This is a genomic window from Stenotrophomonas sp. YJH_SMC_10 (assembly GCF_059371555.1).
Genome location: NZ_JCAFUS010000012.1, coordinates 1 through 18,031 on the forward strand (window position 1 = coordinate 1; position 18,031 = coordinate 18,031).

Annotated in this window: 14 protein-coding genes; 5 read left to right on the top strand and 9 right to left on the bottom strand. The window is 67.7% G+C overall.

The window, feature by feature from the left end; genetic code table 11:
* Positions 1 to 237: 237 nt before the first annotated feature.
* From AC5P9C_RS15210 to AC5P9C_RS15230, 5 genes are read right to left on the bottom strand one after another with little or no spacing between them, the layout of a single operon-like run.
* Positions 238 to 1,305, bottom strand: coding sequence for an acyltransferase family protein (locus AC5P9C_RS15210; RefSeq protein WP_343541285.1), 1,068 nt, complete (start codon positions 1,303 to 1,305; stop codon positions 238 to 240).
* On the bottom strand, positions 1,305 to 2,453 hold the full coding sequence (nagA, locus tag AC5P9C_RS15215) for an N-acetylglucosamine-6-phosphate deacetylase (protein WP_057494992.1): 1,149 nt from the start codon (positions 2,451 to 2,453) through the stop codon (positions 1,305 to 1,307). Before nagA ends, AC5P9C_RS15210 begins: the two co-directional genes overlap by 1 nt.
* Complete coding sequence (locus AC5P9C_RS15220) at positions 2,453 to 3,481, bottom strand: SIS domain-containing protein (protein WP_414615345.1); 1,029 nt, start codon at positions 3,479 to 3,481, stop codon at positions 2,453 to 2,455. Before AC5P9C_RS15220 ends, nagA begins: the two co-directional genes overlap by 1 nt.
* 7 nt (positions 3,482 to 3,488) lie before the next feature.
* Positions 3,489 to 4,556, bottom strand: coding sequence for a LacI family DNA-binding transcriptional regulator (locus tag AC5P9C_RS15225; protein WP_005411045.1), 1,068 nt, complete (start codon positions 4,554 to 4,556; stop codon positions 3,489 to 3,491).
* Between the two features lie 39 nt (positions 4,557 to 4,595).
* Positions 4,596 to 5,885 carry a sugar MFS transporter gene (locus AC5P9C_RS15230; RefSeq protein ID WP_343542618.1) on the bottom strand — a complete coding sequence of 430 codons (1,290 nt, stop codon included), beginning with the start codon at positions 5,883 to 5,885 and terminating at the stop codon, positions 4,596 to 4,598.
* A gap of 376 nt (positions 5,886 to 6,261) precedes the next feature.
* On the opposite strand from AC5P9C_RS15230, the gene AC5P9C_RS15235 reads away from it, so the two are divergent.
* The 3 genes from AC5P9C_RS15235 to AC5P9C_RS15245 all read left to right on the top strand — a co-directional run bounded on the left by AC5P9C_RS15235 (position 6,262) and on the right by AC5P9C_RS15245 (position 12,554).
* On the top strand, positions 6,262 to 7,278 hold the full coding sequence (locus tag AC5P9C_RS15235; protein WP_053461389.1) for a glucokinase family protein: 1,017 nt from the start codon (positions 6,262 to 6,264) through the stop codon (positions 7,276 to 7,278).
* A 143-nt stretch (positions 7,279 to 7,421) separates the two neighbouring features.
* On the top strand, positions 7,422 to 10,085 hold the full coding sequence (locus tag AC5P9C_RS15240) for a TonB-dependent receptor (protein ID WP_057494989.1): 2,664 nt from the start codon (positions 7,422 to 7,424) through the stop codon (positions 10,083 to 10,085).
* Positions 10,086 to 10,196: 111 nt separating this feature from the next.
* A complete protein-coding gene (locus AC5P9C_RS15245; protein WP_343542619.1) occupies positions 10,197 to 12,554 on the top strand; it encodes a beta-N-acetylhexosaminidase in 2,358 nt (785 codons plus the stop codon).
* Positions 12,555 to 12,689: 135 nt separating this feature from the next.
* Here the strand turns inward: AC5P9C_RS15245 and AC5P9C_RS15250 are convergent, their stop codons facing one another.
* Positions 12,690 to 13,082 (bottom strand): VanZ family protein, encoded by a 393-nt coding sequence (locus AC5P9C_RS15250; RefSeq protein WP_064239194.1) that lies wholly within the window; start codon positions 13,080 to 13,082, stop codon positions 12,690 to 12,692.
* A complete protein-coding gene (locus AC5P9C_RS15255) occupies positions 13,079 to 14,263 on the bottom strand; it encodes a class I SAM-dependent methyltransferase (RefSeq protein ID WP_103282024.1) in 1,185 nt (394 codons plus the stop codon). The genes AC5P9C_RS15250 and AC5P9C_RS15255 overlap by 4 nt, the downstream gene beginning before the upstream one ends.
* Before the next feature lie 59 nt (positions 14,264 to 14,322).
* On the opposite strand from AC5P9C_RS15255, the gene AC5P9C_RS15260 reads away from it, so the two are divergent.
* Positions 14,323 to 15,060 (top strand): pteridine reductase, encoded by a 738-nt coding sequence (locus AC5P9C_RS15260; RefSeq protein ID WP_049466695.1) that lies wholly within the window; start codon positions 14,323 to 14,325, stop codon positions 15,058 to 15,060.
* A gap of 59 nt (positions 15,061 to 15,119) precedes the next feature.
* Here the strand turns inward: AC5P9C_RS15260 and folK are convergent, their stop codons facing one another.
* Positions 15,120 to 15,605: a 2-amino-4-hydroxy-6-hydroxymethyldihydropteridine diphosphokinase gene (gene folK, locus AC5P9C_RS15265; protein ID WP_049466693.1), complete on the bottom strand. Its 486-nt coding sequence runs from the start codon at positions 15,603 to 15,605 to the stop codon at positions 15,120 to 15,122.
* A 91-nt stretch (positions 15,606 to 15,696) separates the two neighbouring features.
* Here folK and AC5P9C_RS15270 point away from each other — a divergent pair, with 91 nt between their 5' ends.
* The gene (locus tag AC5P9C_RS15270; protein WP_053505139.1) at positions 15,697 to 16,440 is read left to right on the top strand and encodes a proteasome-type protease; all 744 of its coding nucleotides are present in this window, start codon (positions 15,697 to 15,699) and stop codon (positions 16,438 to 16,440) included.
* 75 nt (positions 16,441 to 16,515) lie between these two features.
* Here the strand turns inward: AC5P9C_RS15270 and AC5P9C_RS15275 are convergent, their stop codons facing one another.
* Positions 16,516 to 18,027, bottom strand: coding sequence for an ATP-binding response regulator (locus AC5P9C_RS15275; protein ID WP_049467923.1), 1,512 nt, complete (start codon positions 18,025 to 18,027; stop codon positions 16,516 to 16,518).
* Positions 18,028 to 18,031: the final 4 nt, after the last annotated feature.

Genomic DNA, 18,031 nt, shown 5'->3' on the forward strand with positions numbered 1-18,031 from the left:
CGTGGATTGAACCGCCGATACATCGGGTAGATCCACGCCATGCGTGGATTGAACCGCCGATACATCGGGTAGCTCCACGCCATGCGTGGATTGAGCCGCCGATACACCCCGTAGATCCACGCCATGCGTGGATTGAGCCGCCGATACACCCGGTAGATCCACGCCATGCGTGGATGAGGTGCCCTCCCGGGTAGGGTCAGAGCCCGTTCCTGCGGAAAGGGATCCGACCCCGTGCCATCAGATCTTCAGATAGATCTTGCGGCGGTCCAGCCACCACGCCACACCCCACCACAGCGCGACGAACGCCAGCGCCTGCAGCATCGATGCCAGCTCAAGCGCCTGCGGCATCGCGGCGGCCAGCTGCTGCCAGATCCAGCTCCAGGCACCGCTGGCCATCAACGCCACCGACATCACCGAGGCCCCCAGATACGCGGTGATCGCATTGACGCCGAAGCGCCGGCCCAGCGCCGGCCATCCCTTCTGGTCGATCAGCACGTGGCCCAACCACAGTGCCAGCGCGGCCAGGCCACCGGTCCACAGCACGTAGCTGGGCGTCCACAGTTGCTTGTTCAACGGCAACACCCCGGTCAGCAGCAGGCCCAGCACGGCGGTCACCGCACCCAGCCCCGCCAGCGCGGCGGCACGTCCGCTGCGCAGCAGGCCACCGGCCAACAGACCCAGTACGGTACTGGCCAGCGCACCCAGCGTGCTCAGCAACCCTTCCGGGTCATGGCCCAGCCCGGTATCGGCCTGCCACTGGTAGATCCAGGGGGCGAACAGCGTGGTGTCCAGGCGGCTGGCCGGGTTGGTCCATGGCGCCAGGTCACCGATGCCCAGCAGCAGCGCGGTGTAGCCCACCAGCAGCGTGACCAGCACGCCCACCTGCACGCGCGGCCGCGCATACACCGCCAGAACACCCACCAACGCTGCGCACACCGCGATCCGTTGCAGCACGCCCCAGATGCGGAAGTGATGGGTATGCAGCGCCCACCAGATCAGCAGGTGCAGCAGCGCACCGGCCACCAGGATGCGCAGCGCGCGCTCCAGCACGCCGCGCGCCAACGCCGGTCGCGCCGCCGTATCCTGCGCGCGCGGCGCCACGCTGAAGGCCATCGACACGCCCACCAGGAACAGGAAGAACGGGAACACCAGGTCGGTGGGCGTGCAGCCGTGCCATTCCGAATGGCGCAGCGGTGCGAACACCGCACTCCAGTCACCCGGATTGTTGACCAGCAGCATCGCCGCCACGGTGATGCCGCGCAGGGCATCGATCGAGCCCAGGCGGCGTGGCGGCGTACTGTTCATCAGGCGGCCTCGTACTGTCCGGCAATCCAGGTACCACGCACCTGCAGGGCGTCGTCCAGCAGCACCAGGTCGGCCTGGTAGCCCTCGGCGATATGGCCCAGGCGGTCGTCGACGTTGAGGAACTGCGCCGGATAGGTCGACGCCATGCGTGCGGCTTCGGCCAGCGGTTGGCCAAGCAGCTGCACGGTATTGCGCACGGCGGTGGCCATGTCCAGCGCAGAACCGGCCAGCGAACCGGCGGCATTGCGCACCACGCCATCGACGGCGGTGATGGTTTCGCCATACAGCACGTAACTGGGATCGTCGGCACCGACCGGCGGCATCGCATCGGTCACCAGCAGCAGGCGGCCACGCGGCTTGGCCGCCAGTGCCACGCGCAGGCTGGCCGGGTGCACATGCACGCCGTCGACGATGATGCCGATCCAGCTGTCGCGGTCTTCCAGCGCAGCGCCCACTGCGCCGGGCTCGCGGCCCTGCAGTGGCGACATCGCGTTGTACAGGTGGGTGAAACCGCGCACGCCCGCATCCAGGCCGGCGCGGATTTCTTCGTAGGTGCCTGCGGTGTGGCCGGCGGCGACGATCACGCCCCGCTCGACCAGTGCACGGATGGTCTCCAGCGGCACGCGCTCCGGCGCCAGCGTCAGCAGGGTCACGCCGTTGTCCAGCGACGCGGCCAGTGCGATCTCTTCTTCATCCGGCACGCGGAACTTGCTGGCATCGTGCGTGCCCTTGCGCGCCGGCGCGATGTACGGGCCTTCCAGGTGGATGCCGATCACCCCCGGCACGCCCTGCGCGATGGCCTCGCGCATCGCACCGATGGCTTCGCGCATCACCGCCACGTCATCGCTGATCAGCGTGGGCAGCATCGCGGTGGTACCGAAACGGCGATGGGCCTGCGCGATGGTGCGCAGCGCCGCGACGTCCGGCGTGTTGTTGAACAGCGCGCCGCCGCCACCATTGACCTGCACGTCGATGAAGCCGGGCAGCAGCCAGCCGCCGCCCAGGTCCACCTGCTCGGCCGCGTGGCCGAGCTGCGGCGCGGCATCGGGCAGCAGCGCGCTGATGCGGCCGTCTTCGATCACCACCGCCAGGTCGTCGCGGAACTCATCGCCCGCCAGGATGCGGGCGTTGCGCAGCACGGTTGCCATCACACCGTCTCCGTGACCTTGTTCAGGTGCGGCGGCAGGTCCGGGTTGAAGCCACGGCGCAGCGCCAGCGCATTGATGGCGCGATAGAAGCTCTGCACGGTCAGCAACGGTGCGCACAACGGATGCGGCGCGGCGGCCACCGGCAGGTTGCCACCGGCACCGGCCAGCCACACCTGCGCGCCCCGTGCGGTGAACTCATCGACCACCGCACGGGTACCGGCGCCGGTTTCGTCCGGCTGGGCGAAGGCCAGCACCGGGAAGCCGCGGTCGACCAGCGCCATCGGGCCGTGCTTGACCTCGGCCGAGCTGTAGGCCTCGGCGTGCAGGCTGCAGGTTTCCTTGAACTTCAGCGCGGCTTCCTGCGCTGCACCCAGGCCCAGGCCACGGCCGAGCACGAACAGGTTGGTGGCGTCGACCAGGCCCTCGGTCACCGCGCTCCAGTCGCACTGCCAGGCCTCACGCAGCGCATCGGGCAGCAGGTCCAGCGCTGAAAGCAGGCTGCTGTCCTGCTTCCAGTACGCGGCCAGCTGCAGCAACGCGGCCAGCGAGGCCAGGTAGCTCTTGGTCGCCGCCACGCTCTTTTCGGCGCCCGCGTGCAGCGGAATGACCGTGTCGGCCAGCTGCGCCAGCGGTGAATCCTCGACGTTGACCAGCGCGATCACGCGCGCGCCAGCGGCCTTGGCCGCCTCGGCGTTGCGCAGCAGGTCCGGGCTCTTGCCCGACTGCGAAATGACGATGAACAACGCACCGCGCAGCTGCAGCGGCGCCGCGTAGACCGAACCGACCGACGGCGAGGCCGACGCGACCACCAGGCCCAGTTGGGTTTCCAGCAGGTATTTGCCGTAGGTAGCGGCGTGGTCGGAGCTGCCACGTGCGCAGGTGACCACGAACGGCGGCGGCGCGGCGCGCAGGCTGGCAGCCAGCGTTTCCAGGGTGGCGTGGTTGCGCGAGAACTGGCGGGCAACCACGTCGGCCGCTTCGGCGGCCTCGGCGAACATCAGGGTGGACGTGGGGTCTGACAGCGACATGGCGGGCTCAGGCAGGATCGGAAGGAAGGGGGCGTGCGCCGGCCGGGCGCATCGGCGCGGTCGAGCCGCGCACCACCAGCTGCGGCACGAAGCCCTGGTTGTGCAGCGGCGCCGGCGCATCGTCGTAGGCATCGCTGCGCAGCTGCGCGATCAGCAGGCGCGCGGCGTGGCGGGCGATGTCCTCGGTGGCCTGCTTGGCGGTGGTCAGCGGCGGCCACGACTGGCGCGAGAACGGGCTGTCCTCGAACCCGGCGATGGACAGGTCGTAGGGCACGTTCATGCCGGCCGACTTGGCAGCGGCCAGCACGCCGGCGGCGATTTCGTCGTTGGAACCGAAGATGGCGGTGGGCGGCTCGCGCAGCGCCAGCAGGCGGCGCGCACCCCGGAAGCCGTCGTCGAAGGTGTAATCGCCCTGCACCACCAGGTGCTTGTCCACGGTCATGCCGTAGTCCTTCAGCGCGGCTTCGTAACCGGCATAGCGTTCGCCCGAGGAGCGATGCGAACTGCCCCCCCACAGGAAGCCGATGCGCTGGTGGCCCAGCTGGATCAGGTGTTCGGTGATCTCGTAAGCGGCCTCGCGGTCGTCGACGAACACGCAGGCACCGTCGGCGGGGTCTTCGGTGGCGGCGATGATGCGCACCAGCTTGATGCCACGCGCGGTCAGCGCCTGGATCAGGTCGCGGCGCTCGGACATCGGCGCGGTCAGCACCAGCCCGGCCAGGCGCGAGCGCTGTACCCAGTCGGCCAGCTCATCGGCCAGCAGCGGCGAGCTGGAATCGCAAGGATGGATCTGCAGGCCGAAGCCGGTTTCGCGGCACGCGGCCAGCACGCCGTTCTGCACGCCGATGATGTGGTACGGGTTCGGGTTGTCGTAGACCAGCCCGATCACGAAGGTGGTGCCGCTGCGCAGGTTGCGCGCGGACGGATCGGGTTCGTAGTCGAGCTCGGCGATGGCACGCAGTACCCGCGCACGGGTGGCCTGCATCACCGAAGGTTCGTTGTTGATCACCCGCGAGACCGTCTTCAGCGAGACCTTGGCCTTCTCCGCAACGTCCTTGATGGTCGCTCTGCGCATGGGTTTTCCCTGGGGTTGGCTGCCGTCCATCATCGCCGATCAGGCCTTGTCCTGCGGCAGGCCGGCGCGATGGCCGATCACCGAGTAGAACAGGATGTACAGGTAGCACGGCACCATCAGCAGCACGAACACCAGCTGGAAGTCGATGTGCTGCTTGAGCACGGCGAACAGCTGCGGAATGATCGCGCCGCCGGCGATGCCCATCACCAGCAGCGCCGAGCCGGTCTCGGTGAAACGGCCCAGGCCGCGGATCGCCAGCGGGAAGATCGCCGGCCACATCATGGCGTTGGCGAAGCCCAGCAGGGCCACGAAGGCCACCGAGACGTAGCCGTGGGTGGCCCAGGCGCCGAGGCAGAACACCACGCCCAGCACGGCCGAGATGGTCAGGTAGCGCGACTGCGACACCACGTTGGGGATCAGCAGCAGGCCGACGACATAGCCGACCAGCATCGCGCCCAGGGTCAGCGAGGTGAACATCTTGGTCTGGTCCAGCGGCAGGTCGAAACCATGGCCGTAGGTACCGATCGCATCACCGGCCATCACCTCCACGCCCACGTAGACGAACAGGCACAACACGCCCAGCCACAGGTGCGGGAACTGGAAGATGCTGCGCCGTTCGGCGGCACCGGCGGCGACCGGCGTGGCATTGGCTTCGGACGACTTGATTTCCGGCAGCGGCGAGAACAGCACGGCCACCGCCAGCACCACCAGCAGCGCGGCCATCGCCAGGTACGGGGTGTGGATCTTGGCAGCGAACTCGTTCAGCAGCGCGGCCTTGGTGACCGCATCAGCCGCCTGCACCTGCGCATCAAGGTCGCCGATGCCATGCAGCACCAGCGTGCCGATCAGCACTGGGGCGAGCATGCCGGCGATCTTGTTGCAGATGCCCATCAGGGCGATGCGGCGCGCTGCGGTCTCGATCGGGCCGAGGATGGAAATGTAGGGGTTGATCGCGGTCTGCAGCAGGGCCAGGCCGCTGCCGATCACGAACAGGCCGCCGAGCGCGCCCGGGTACCAGCGCTGGGTGGCGAATTCGCCGAACAGGGCGGCCCCCCCGGCCATCACCAGCAGGCTCAGGCTCAGGCCCTTCTTCATGCCGGTACGGCGCAGGATCCACGACGCTGGCAGGGCCAGGAAGAAGTAGGACAGGTAGAACACCATCAGCACCAGGAAGGCGCCGACCTCACTGAGTTCGAAGGCCAGCTTGACGAAGGTGATCAGCGGACCGTTGAGCCAGGTGAAGAAGCCGATCAGGAAGAACAGCACGCCGACGATGGCGATGGAGGTGGCCACGTTCGGGCGCGCGCTTGCAGCGGGGACGGCGGACATCAGGAGGGCTCCTGCGGCGACGGCCGCAGAACGCGGCGTCGGAGAGTGGCTGGGAACAACGTTGTCACATTCTTTCGATGGACAACGGCGGTTTGTCAACTTCCATCCGACGCCCCCTGCTACCCATGTTGCACTGCGCAACGCAGTAGCCGTGCATCACGCTGAATGCGCTGCGCGGCTTGAACCCCATGGCACAACGGTTCCCGCGTGAATCCCGCATTCACGCCATGTAAACGTTTACCGCCTGGCGTATTCGTTGCGGCGCAGCAACGAAAGTGTCACGAACTCGTTGACATCGTTGTCAGCGCGGTTACAGACTCCGGCCCAATCGCCGCTCCCGATCCCGGGGCCGGCCCCACCTGCAGCAGGAGCCCGCGTGACCGCCAGCCACCCCGCCCCGGCCCATGTCCTGTCCCGCGTCGCGCCCTCGTTCCTGGCCGCCGACGTCGGTGGCACCCATGTGCGCGTGGCCCGGGTCCAGGCCAGCGGCGATGCCGCCCATCCGGTGCAGGTGCTGGAATACCGCAAGTACCGCAACGCCGACCACGCCGGTCTCAGCGCGATCCTGTCCGACTTCCTGGGCGAAGGCCCGCGCCCCACGCACTGCGTGGTCGCCAGCGCCGGCTACGCCCGCGAGGACGGCACCGTGATCACCGCCAACCTGCCGTGGCCGCTGTCGGCGCGCCAGGTGGAAGCTGATGTGGGCCTGCAGCGGGTCTACATCGTCAACGACTTCGAGGCGGTGGCCTACGCTGCCGCGCAGGTCGACGCCAGCGGCGTGCTGCACCTGTGCGGCCCGGACACCGCCGCGCGTGGCCCGACCCTGGTGGTCGGCCCCGGCACCGGCCTGGGCGCCGCGCTGTGGATCCCCACCGCGCACGGCCCGGTGGTGCTGCCCACCGAAGCCGGCCAGCCGACCCTGGCGGCCAGCACCGAACTGGAAATGGCCATCGTCCGCCACATGCAGCGTGATCGCGCCCATGTGTCGATCGAGCATGCGATCTCCGGCCCGGGCCTGATGAACCTGTACCGCGCGGTCTGCGCGCTGCAGGGGCAGGCGCCGACGCTGGCCAGCCCCGATGCGGTCACCGCTGCGGCCATGGCCGATACCGATGCACGCGCGCGCCAGGCGCTGGATGTGTTCTGCGGCCTGCTCGGCAGCACCATCGGTGACATGGCGCTGTTCTACGGCGCGCATGGGGGCGTCTACCTGGCCGGCGGCATCCTGCCGCAGATCCGCGAATACCTGCACGCCAGCACCTTCGTCGAGCGCTACCTGCAGAAGGGACCGATGGGCGAAGCGCTGGCACGCATCCCGGTGAAGGTCGTCGAGCACGGCCAGCTGGGCGTGGTCGGCGCGGCCAGCTGGTACCTGCAGCAGTCCGCGGCCTGACACCGCAACAGGCTTCAACGCAATCGCAGCACGCAGTACGTGGCACGCCAACGCACGGGACTTCGCCGCCGCCCCGCGCATGTCATCGCAACCGTTATCGAACACCGCCGCCGGCATCCAATCGAGTGATGAGGAGAGACATCATGAACACCCGCAAGACCCTGCTTTCGGCCGCCATCGTCAGCTGCATCGCCTTCAGTGCGCACGCGCAGCAGGCTGCCCCGACCGCCACCGACCTGGACACCGTGACCGTTACCGGCATCCGCGGCTCGATGGAAAAATCGCTGGACACCAAGCGCGAAGCCAATGCGCGCGTGGAAGTGGTCACCGCCGAAGACGTGGGCAAGCTGCCGGCGCACAACGTCGCCGACACCCTGCAGCGCCTGCCGGGCGTCAACATCAGCTCGTCCAGCGCCGATGAAGGCGGCTTCGACGAAGCCGACCGTGTCAGCCTGCGCGGCACCAGCCCGAGCCTGACCCAGACCCTGATCAACGGCCACACCGTCGGTTCGGCCGACTGGTTCGTGCTCAGCCAGGGCAACAACGTCGGCCGCAGCGTCAGCTACTCGCTGCTGCCGTCCGAACTGGTCAGCTCGGTGGAAGTGAACAAGTCCTCGCAGGCCAAGCTGCAGGACGGTGGCACCACCGGCACCGTCAACATCATCACGCGCAAGCCGCTGGAGTTCTCCAAGCCGTTCACCGCGGAAGGCTCGATCGGCCTGGTGCGCTCGGACCAGGCCAAGTCGAACGACCCGCAGTATTCGGCGCTGTTCAACTACAAGAACGACGAAGGCACCTTCGGCGTGATGGTGCAGGGCTTCAGCCAGAAGCGCGAACTGCGCCGTGAAGCGCAGGAAATCCCGGGTGGCTTCTTCAAGATCGGCGCAAACGATCCGGTCGCCAGGACCAATCCGGACCTGATCGGCGTCAACGTTCCGGGCCTGCTGGGTTCGACCCTGTTCGAACAGACCCGCGAGCGCAAGGGCGGCCTGGTCTCGCTGCAGTTCAAGCCGAGTGACAGCCTCACCCTCGGCCTGAATGGTTTCAGCTCCGAGCTGAAGGCGAACAACTACAACCGCAACTTCATGATGTTCGGCAACAGCTTCGCCAAGTCGCAGGCGCCCGATCCGGGCTATGTGGTCAAGGATGGCGTGCTGACCAATGCCACCTACCGGGGCGTGCCGGGCACCGACTACGCGGTGTACGACATGATCTACCGTGAGTCGAAGGCCAAGTCGAGCTATGTCACCTTCGATGCCGACTGGCAGATCAACGACAGCCTGACGGCAAAATTCCAGGCCGGCAGCACCAAGGGCACCGGCGAAACGCCGCGCCAGTACATCGCCGAAGTCACCCTGGCCAACGGCGGCGGCGCCAGCTGGGCCACCCACGGCAATGGCTCGCCGATCGACTGGAACGTCGGCGGCGACATCTCGCCCAACGGCGTGACCAGCTTCGGCACCTGGGGCAACCAGCAGGTCACCGCCGAAGACAAGGAGAAGTGGGCCACGCTCGACTTCAACCAGTACTTCAACGATGGCGGCGTGCTGAGCTCGATCGACTTCGGCCTGCGTTTTGCCGACCACAAGCGCGAAGCACTGTCGCCGGAAGGCGCAACGCCGGGCGACATCTGGAGCGCACTGAAGAACGGCGCGACGGCCAACTATCCCAGCGGCTTTGCCGGTGACATCGGCGGCACCTTCCCGCGCAACCTCTGGTACTTCACGCCGGGCGCGCTGAAGGACGCGGTGACCAACAACTCCACCTGGCTGGCCGGCAATGATGGCCCGACCGGTCGCCACAACTACGGCGCCGAATGGAAGGTGAAGGAAAAGAACTTCGCCGGCTACGTGCAGGCCAACTTCCGCGGCGACTGGTGGAGCGGCAACGTCGGCCTGCGCTACGTCAACATCAAGCAGGACATCGACACCTACAACGCCGTCAGCAAGGCCGCTGATGCCGATGTCAGCAGCCTGTTCGGCATGTGGGAGCGCCTGGCCTTCCAGAACAAGCGCAACCGTGTGCTGCCCAGCGCCAACATCAAGTTCGACCTGGACGACTCGCTGGTGCTGCGTGTCGCCGCCTCGCAGACCCAGACCCTGCCGGACTACTCGGCACTGGGTGCCTCCTCGTACGGTTCGGACCTGAACCGCACCGGCGGCGGCGGCAATCCGAACCTCAAGCCGACCCTGTCCACCAACCTGGACGCCAACCTGGAGTGGTACTTCATGCCGCGCGGCCTGCTGTCGGTGGGCGCGTATCACATGGACCTGAAGGACTACATCGCCTTCGACGTGGTCTCGCGCCAGCTGTACAGCGAACTGACCAACCAGCTCGAGACCTACCAGATCTCCACCCCGATCAATGCCGACGGCAAGGTCACCGGCGTGGAAGTGGCCTACGAGCAGCCGATCGGCGAGTACTTCGGCATCAATGCCAACTACACCTATGCCAACGGCACCACCTCGCATACCTGGTCGGATGGCTCGCACAACCTGCTGGGCACCTCGAAGAACACCTACAACGTGGGTGCCTACTTCGAGAACGAGCGCTTCGGTGCCCGCGTCAGCTACACCCGCCGTTCCTCGTTCCTGATCAGCCTGTCCGGTACCAATCCGTACTACCAGGATGACTTCGGCACGCTGTCGGCATCGCTGAGCTTCAAGGCCACCGATTGGCTGAGCATCAGCCTGGATGGCCTGAACCTCAACAACCCGACCTACAAGTACTACCAGACCGCGGCCATCCCGACCTCGTTCTACAGCAACGGTCGCCAGTACTACCTCAACTTCCGCTTCAAGTACTGATCCAGCGGCAGCAACATCGCCGAGTCGTGCACGCACGCCGGGCCTGGGTCATTCCGGGCCCGGCGTTTTTCATGTATAGCGTTCATCGCACCGTTCCAAGGAGTCGTTCCGATGGTCAAGCCTTCCCGCGCCCGGATGCGCAGCGCGCTGCTGCTGGGCAGCCTGATCGCCCTGCTGCCGGCACTGCCGGCGCTGGCCGCCGATCCCACGCCCGCCACCGAAGCCCCCGGCCCGCAGCTGCGCACCGGCAGCCTGATGCTGATTCCCGCGCCAGCCACTGTGCAACGCGGCCAGGGCAGCGGCATCACCGTGCGCGCCGATACCGTGCTGCTGGCCGAAGGCGAGGCCGCACAGCGCGTCGCCAGCCAGTTCGCCGACCTGCTGGCGCGCAGTGGCGGCCCGCGCCTGGCGCTGGCCAAGGGCAAGACGGCGGCCAGCACCGGTGGCATCCGCTTCCAGATCGTGCCCACCTTCCGCGACAGCGGCGAGAGCTACACGCTGGAAAGCACCGCACAGGGCGTAGTGGTACAGGCCGGCAACGAAACCGGCCTGTTCTATGGCGCAACCACCCTCGCCCAGCTCGCCACCGGCGGCAGCAACGGCGTGCTGCCAGCGGTGCAGATCCAGGACGCGCCACGCTTCAGCTGGCGCGGTTTCATGCTCGACTCGGCACGGCATTTCCAGAGCCTGGACGAGATCAAGCGCGTGCTCGATGCGATGGCCGCGCACAAGCTCAACACCTTCCATTGGCACCTGACCGATGACCAGGGTTGGCGCATGGAGATCAAGCGCTATCCGAAGCTGACCGAGGTGGGCAGCTGCCGCCTCCCGGCCGGCGACGGTGGCATCGATCCGGTCACTGGCAAGGAGCATCCGTATTGCGGCTTCTACACGCAGGACCAGATCCGCGAAGTGATTGCCTATGCCGCGAAGCTGCATATCCAGGTGATCCCGGAAATCGACGTGCCCGGCCACGCCACGGCTGCGATCGCCGCCTACCCGGAACTGGGCTCGATCGGCACGCCGCTGAAGCCGATCAGCGAATGGGGCGTGTTCCCCAACCTGTTCAACGTCGAGGACGGCACCGTCACTTTCCTGGAGAACGTACTGGAGGAAGTGATCCAGCTGTTCCCGGCGAAGTACGTGCACGTAGGGGGCGACGAAGCGGTCAAGGACCAGTGGATCGCCTCGAAGCAGGTGCAGAAGCGCATGCGCGAGCTGGGCATCAAGGATGAGATGGCCATGCAGAGCCACATCATCAAGCGCCTGGAAACCTTCCTGGAGGAGCACGACCGGCGCCTGATCGGCTGGGATGAAATCCTCGAAGGCGGGCTGCCGCCGCAGGCCACGGTGATGTCCTGGCAGGGCACCGAAGGTGGCCTGGCCGCGGCCAGTGCCGGCCATGACGTGGTCATGTCGCCGGTCGGCTACCTGTACCTGGACTACCTGCAGACGGCCTCGCCGAACGAACCTCCCGGCCGCCCGACCCAGGTCAACCTCGGCAAGCTGTACAACTTCGAACCGGTGCCGGCCGAGCTTGCGGCCGACAAGCGCCAGCACATCCTGGGCCTGCAGGCCAACATGTTCACCGAACACACGCGCACCTACGCGCGCCTGCAGCACAACCTGTTCCCACGCCTGGCCGCAGTGGCCGAGACCGGCTGGAGCACGCCGGAACATCGCGACTTCCGCGATTTCCTCGCGCGCCTGCCCTCGCAGCTGCAACGCTACCGCGCCTGGGGCCTGGCCTACGCGCAGACGCCGTTCGAAGTGGGCGTTGACTACACCGATGATCGCGCGAAGAACTCCGTGACCGTGTCGCTGGCCAACCCGCTGGGCTATGAAGTGCGCTACAGCACCGATGGCCAGCCGGTGACGGCGCAGTCACCGCTGTACCACCAGCCGCTGACCGCGCAGCTGCCCGCTACCGTGCAGGCCGCCGCGTTCTACCAGGGCCAGATGCTGGCGGCGAAGCCGACGGTCGCGGCGTTCAGCGCACAATCGCTGCTCAGCCGCCGCAGCGATGAACTGCTCAGCTGCGTGGGCAAGAAAGGTCTGGTGCTGCGCCTGGAAGACGATGGCCCGCGCGAGGGAACGCGTGCGGTGTTCAACGTGGACATCTTCCAGCCGTGCTGGCGCTGGCCGCAGGCGCAGCTGGACGGCATCGGCAGCGTGGAAGTCCGCGCGGGGCGCATTCCGTACTACTTCCAGCTGGCCCACGACGAGCCCAAGCGTCGCTTCGAGAAGCCCAAGCGCGCGCATGGGGAGATGCTGGTTCGTCGTGGCGACTGCAGCGGCAAGGTACTGGCGGAAGTGCCGTTGCCGGCCAAGCCGGATGCCGATGGCTTCGTGACGCTGCGTGCGGCGCTGCCGAAGGGGACGCAGGGCACCGCTGACCTGTGCATCAACTTCACCGGCGACACGCGCCCGGCGATGTGGGTGCTGGATGAGGTCACGCTGGGGAAATGACGGCAGGCCTGTCCGGGTGGGTGCCGACCTTGGTCGGTACCTCGGACAGTTCATCCACGCATGGCGTGGATCTACTGATTCCATCCACGCATGGCGTGGATCTACGGTTAGGTGCCAACCTGCGTTGGCACGACCCTACCCGCGCCAGCGCAGCAGCAGGTCGCGCATGGGGGTCAATGCCGTGCCCATGCCCGCCAGCACGCCCACCGTGTTGGCGATGGCGTCCATCGGATCGGCCATACGGTCATCGGTCAATGCACCCTGCGCAAACTCGATGCCGATCCCCATCAGCACCAGGCCCACGGCCACCCACAGCAGCGGACGACCGCGACGGAACAGCTGCACCGCGCTGCCGGCCAGGATGAAGTAAGCGAGGACGTGTTCGCCCTTGTCGCCGTTTTCCGGCAGCGGGATCGGCGGCGGCGGGATCAGGCAGACCACGATCACCAGCAGCACCGCCAATGTCCAAAGCGCGATCCACAGCCGCGGCCGCCGCAGCGGCTTGATCAGCGGCAGCGCATCGCTCACAGGCGCCAGCTCAGGTCACCCAGCTCGAAGGCGGGCTCGAAGTCGACGCCGCGCTGCAGGCCGATCGCCTGGAAGCGCTCCCCCATCTCGGTCGGCAGGGTCAGCTTCTTCACCTGGTCGCGCAGCTGGATACGGCCGACTTCATCGGTGCGCTCCTCGGCCAGCGACAGCACCTGGTCAAGGCCGTTGCCGAGCAGGAAGCTGGCCTGGCTGCAGTAGCCCGCCAGCTCGAAACCGCCGTGCATGCCGGCCTCGGCCATCGCGGTGAAATCCACCGACGCGGTGATGTCCTGCAGGCCCGGCCAGCGGTGCACGTCGTTGTGCACGTGGTGGCGGTAGAACGCGCGCACGGTGCCCTCATCACGGTCGTGCTGGTAGAACTCGCCACGGTTGTAACCGTAGTCGATGAACAGCATCGCGCCGCGCTGCAGGCCGCCCGCCACTGCCTGCAACCAGTACGGCAGCTGCGGCAGCACTTCGGAGCGGTAGCCCTCGGCGAAGGGGCGCTCCAGGTAGCGCTCGATGTGGCGCACCGCACCGTTGAGCAGGATGTCGGCCGGCTGCGCGCCACGGATGAAGTTGCCTTCGGCATCCAGCTCGACGGTTTCCTCGTAGACCTCGCCGTCCCGGATCAGGAAGCGCGGCGTCGGCAGCGCGTCGATCACTTCGTTGGCAAACACCACGCCCTCCCAGTCCTCTTCGAACGGGCGGTCGACCCAGTCCACGCGCGCGGCCAGCTCCACCGGCAGGTTCTGCTGCAGCCGTTGCTGCTGGCGCTCGCGCAGGTCGGCGCTGGGTTCGAGGATGGCGTAGCGCGACGGCAGTGCATCAAGTTCCGCCAGGCGCAGCAGCACCGCCTCGGCGAATGCACCGGTGCCGCCCCCCAGTTCCAGCAGGCGCGCCTGCGCGCCCAGCTGTGCGAATACCGGCGCCAGCGCATTGGCTACGCTGCCGGCGAACAGGCTGCCGAGCTCGGGCGCGGTGGTGAAATCGCCACTGCCACCAAACTTGCTGGCACCCGCGCTGTAATAGCCCCAGCCGGGCGCATACAGGCACAGCTCCATGAAGCGGGAAAACGGCATCGCCCCGCCATGGGCAAGGATTTCGGCGCGCAGGGCGGCCGCCAGCTGGTCGCTGTGGGCCAGGGCATCGGCTTCGGGCAGGGGGAAGGTGGGCTGCATGGCGTCTTCGAATGCGGTGACAATGGTGCACAGGATAGCCGAGCCTTGGAGGACCCTCGATGAGCGACACCCACCCCGTGGTCCTGATCACCGGCAGCGCACGCCGGATCGGTGCGGCCATCGCCCGCCAGTTCCATGCCTGCGGCTGGTCGGTGGTGCTGCACGCCCACACCTCCAGCGCCGAGCTGCAGCAGGCCGCGTTCGATTTCGACAACGTGCGCCCCGGCAGCGTGCTGGCCCTGCAGGCCGACCTGCGTGACGCCGACGCCCTGCCCGACCTGGTGGAACAGGCGGTTACCCACTTCGGCCGCCTGGATGCGCTGGTCAACAACGCGTCCAACTTCTTCCCCACCCCGCTCGGCCAGGTCACCGCTGAGGCGATGGACGCGCTGTATGCGGTCAACGCACGCGCGCCATTGCTGCTGTCACAGGCGGCGGCGCCCTACCTGCGCCGCCAGCAGGGCTGCATCGTCAATTTGACCGACCTGCACGGCACCGACCCGATGCGCGACCACATCGCCTACACCATGGCCAAGGCCGCGCTGGAGATGGCCACCCGCGCGCTGGCGCTGGAGCTGGCACCGAAGGTGCGGGTCAATGCGGTCGCGCCGGGGGCGATCCTGTGGCCGGAACAGGGCAAGGACGATTTCGCGCGCGAGGCGCTGCTGGCACGCACGCCGCTGGCGCGGATCGGCACGGTCGAGGAGATCGCCGAGGCGGTGTACTGGCTGGTGGCCGAGGCCAGCTTCGTGACCGGCCATACCCTGCGCGTGGATGGCGGGCGTACGGTCAGCTGAGAGGTTGCCGGCCAGCGGCCGGCACTACCGGTAGTGCCGGCCGCTGGCCGGCAGCCCCGTCATTCCAGGTCAACCACCTCGAACGCCTCGCCAAACTGCGGGTGCGCGCGCCACAGCGTGGCCAGGTCCAGTCCGCTGACCGGATCGATGAAGTCCGGCGCGATGTCGGCCAGCGGCTTCAACACGAACGCGTGCTTCAGCTCCGGCCGCGGGATGCGCAGGTGCCCCGGCCCTTCCACCACCAGGTCGCCATAGAACACCACGTCGATGTCCAGGGTGCGGTCGGAGAAGCGCGGCCCGCTGCGGTCGCGGCCATGCGCATCCTCCAGCGCATGCAGCCAGTCGTCCAGTTCCTGCAGCGGCAGGCCGGTCTCGATCGCCACCGCGTTGTTGAGGAAGGCCGGGCCATCAAAGCCGACCGCGGCAGTACGGTAGGCGGGCGAGACCTGCAGCGCGCCGAAGCGCTCGCGCAGGGCCGTCACCGCGGCGTGGAGGTAGCGGCGGGGCTGGACGTTGCTGCCCAGGCTCAGGAGCACGGTGGTCATGCGGTTCAGGTGACGGCACTTGGGGGGCGTGGACATGCCGTCGTCACGGCGGCCTGCCTACAATCCGGGACGCACATGATAGGGCACCGACATGACCTATTGCGTTGGAATCGAGGTGGACGAGGGCCTGGTCTTCGCTGCCGACACCCGGACCAATGCCTCGCTGGACGATGTGCGCGTGCATCGCAAGCTGCACGTGTTCGAGTATCCCGGCCAGGCAGCCTACGTGCTGATGGCGGCTGGCAACCTGGCCACCACCCAGCTGCTGGTGTCGCGCCTGGGCCGCGACGCCGCAGAGCGACGCGTGCCCAACCTGCGCGACATGACCCACCTGTTCGAAGCCGCCGCGTATGTGGGCCAGCTGCTGGTGGACAGCCAGGTGCACAGCAGCCACAGCGAACACGGCCATGACGGGGTCAACACCCAGGCCACGCTGATCTTCGGCGGCCAGATCGCCGGCGAGCGGCCCGGGCTGTACATGATCTACCCGCTCGGCAACGCCATTGCCGCCTCGCCGGAGACGCCCTACCTGCAGATCGGCGAATCCAAGTACGGCAAGCCGATCCTCGACCGCATCCTCAGCCCGGCCACGCATCTGGAGGATGCCGCGCGTACGGCGATCGTGTCGCTCGATTCCACCATCCGTTCCAATCTGTCGGTGGGCCTGCCGATCGATCTGGCGCTGCTGCGCGACGGCGAACTGCGCATCGGCCAGCAGCTGCGGCTGGGCGCGGATTCCACGCTGTATGCCGACATCCACCAGAACTGGTCGCGGCGGCTGGAACAGGCGGTGGACGCGCTGCCGCGCTTCCCCTGGGAAACCCTGGACCGGTAGTGCCGGCCGCTGGCCGGCAACCGCGTTGATCCCACCACGTAGGGATGCCGGCCAGCGGCCGGCACTACCGTGGCATCAGCCCAGCGCTTCGGCCACCGCGCGGAATACCTGCTGCATCTGCAGCGGCTTGCGCAGCACATGCACCTCCACGCCGGGCGGGAACGCATCGGCGGGCACGGCCACCGCGGCATCCTCCAGCACCAGCGCCGGCCCGCGATAGCCCAACGCGGCCATCTCGCCCAACAGCTGGCTGGCCGGCAGCAGCTTGGAACCGGCATCGGCGATCACCAGGGCCGGCATCGCCTCCTGCTGCATCCAGCGCAGCGCCGCCGGGCCATCGGACGCCAGCTGCAGCTGGTAGCCCTGGCTGGACAACGCATTGCCGAGCAGCGACAGGCGCGTGGCCTCGCCGTCGACGACCAGGATCGACTGGCCACTGCCCAACGCCACCAGCTGTTCGATCGGCTCGCTGCCGTCGCTGGCTTCGTGCATGGGCAAGCGCAGTTCGAAGCAGGTGCCCTGCCCCGGCTGGCTGCTGACATGGATGCTGCCGCCGGCGCCTTCCACGATGCGCTTGCAGGAAATCAGGCCCAGGCCGGTGCCATCGGCCTTGGTGGTGAAGAACGGATTGAACAGGTGCGACAGCGTGTCCGCGTCCATGCCGATGCCTTCATCGGCCACGCAGATGCGCATCCAGTCCACGCCATCGCGCTGGCCGGCATGGCTGGCGGTCAGGCTCAGGCGGCCACCGTTGGGCATCGCCTGGATCGCGTTGAGCGCCAGGTTCAGCATCACCTGCTGCAGTTCGGTGTAGTTGGCGTCGACCACCAGGCCTTCATCCTGCACCTGCAGTTCCAGGCGCACGGCGTCGGGCACGTTGCTGCGCAACAGCAGGGCCACCGCATCGAACAGGCCCTTGATCTCGATGCGCTCGCTCGGCTTGCGCGATCCGCGCACGAACGACAGCATCGATTCGGCCATCTCGTGGCCACGGCGGCCACACTCGGCGATGACATCGGCCAGGTGGTGCAGCTGCGGATCGTCGGTACGGGCCTTCAGCAGGTCCGGCATGATCAGCAACGGCTGCAGGATGTTGCGCAGGTCGTGGCTGAGCCCGGCGGCAAGCAGGGACAGGCTTTCCAGGCGCTGCGCACGCATCAGTTCGGTTTCCACGCGTGCGCGCTCGACCGCACTGCGTGCATCGCGGATCGCACGCGCGACCGCCGAGGGCAGGCGTGCCGGCAGGTGCTTGATGATGTAGTCGTTGGCGCCCTTCTGCAGCGCCGCCACCGCGTTCTCCTCGCCCATGGTGCCGGAGACGAAGATGAAGGGCACTTCCGGCGAGGTCTCGCGCACGATGCGCAGCGCATCATCACCGGAGAACCCCGGCATGCTCAGGTCGGACAGCACGATGTCCGGCTGGAACGCGGCCAGTGCCTGGCGCAGCTCAGCCTCGCTCTCGACGCGCTCGAAACGGGCGTCCAGGCCCGCATCGAGCATCTGTTCGGACATCAGCTCGGCATCTTCCGGTGAATCCTCCACCAGCAGGATGCGCAGCGCCCCCAGGGCGGGACCGGTCAGGGGCATGGGC

What these genes read in the sequence shown, in the direction of transcription:
- AC5P9C_RS15220 (WP_414615345.1), bottom strand. Translation starts at nt 3,481, where the DNA reads ATGTCGCTGTCAGACCCCACGTCCACCCTGATGTTCGCCGAGGCCGCC.
- folK (WP_049466693.1), bottom strand. Translation starts at nt 15,605, where the DNA reads ATGACCACCGTGCTCCTGAGCCTGGGCAGCAACGTCCAGCCCCGCCGC.
- AC5P9C_RS15260 (WP_049466695.1), top strand. Translation starts at nt 14,323, where the DNA reads ATGAGCGACACCCACCCCGTGGTCCTGATCACCGGCAGCGCACGCCGG.
- nagA (WP_057494992.1), bottom strand. Translation starts at nt 2,453, where the DNA reads ATGGCAACCGTGCTGCGCAACGCCCGCATCCTGGCGGGCGATGAGTTC.
- AC5P9C_RS15230 (WP_343542618.1), bottom strand. Translation starts at nt 5,885, where the DNA reads ATGTCCGCCGTCCCCGCTGCAAGCGCGCGCCCGAACGTGGCCACCTCC.
- AC5P9C_RS15275 (WP_049467923.1), bottom strand. Translation starts at nt 18,027, where the DNA reads ATGCCCCTGACCGGTCCCGCCCTGGGGGCGCTGCGCATCCTGCTGGTG.
- AC5P9C_RS15210 (WP_343541285.1), bottom strand. Translation starts at nt 1,305, where the DNA reads ATGAACAGTACGCCGCCACGCCGCCTGGGCTCGATCGATGCCCTGCGC.
- AC5P9C_RS15240 (WP_057494989.1), top strand. Translation starts at nt 7,422, where the DNA reads ATGAACACCCGCAAGACCCTGCTTTCGGCCGCCATCGTCAGCTGCATC.
- AC5P9C_RS15270 (WP_053505139.1), top strand. Translation starts at nt 15,697, where the DNA reads ATGACCTATTGCGTTGGAATCGAGGTGGACGAGGGCCTGGTCTTCGCT.
- AC5P9C_RS15225 (WP_005411045.1), bottom strand. Translation starts at nt 4,556, where the DNA reads ATGCGCAGAGCGACCATCAAGGACGTTGCGGAGAAGGCCAAGGTCTCG.
- AC5P9C_RS15255 (WP_103282024.1), bottom strand. Translation starts at nt 14,263, where the DNA reads ATGCAGCCCACCTTCCCCCTGCCCGAAGCCGATGCCCTGGCCCACAGC.
- AC5P9C_RS15245 (WP_343542619.1), top strand. Translation starts at nt 10,197, where the DNA reads ATGGTCAAGCCTTCCCGCGCCCGGATGCGCAGCGCGCTGCTGCTGGGC.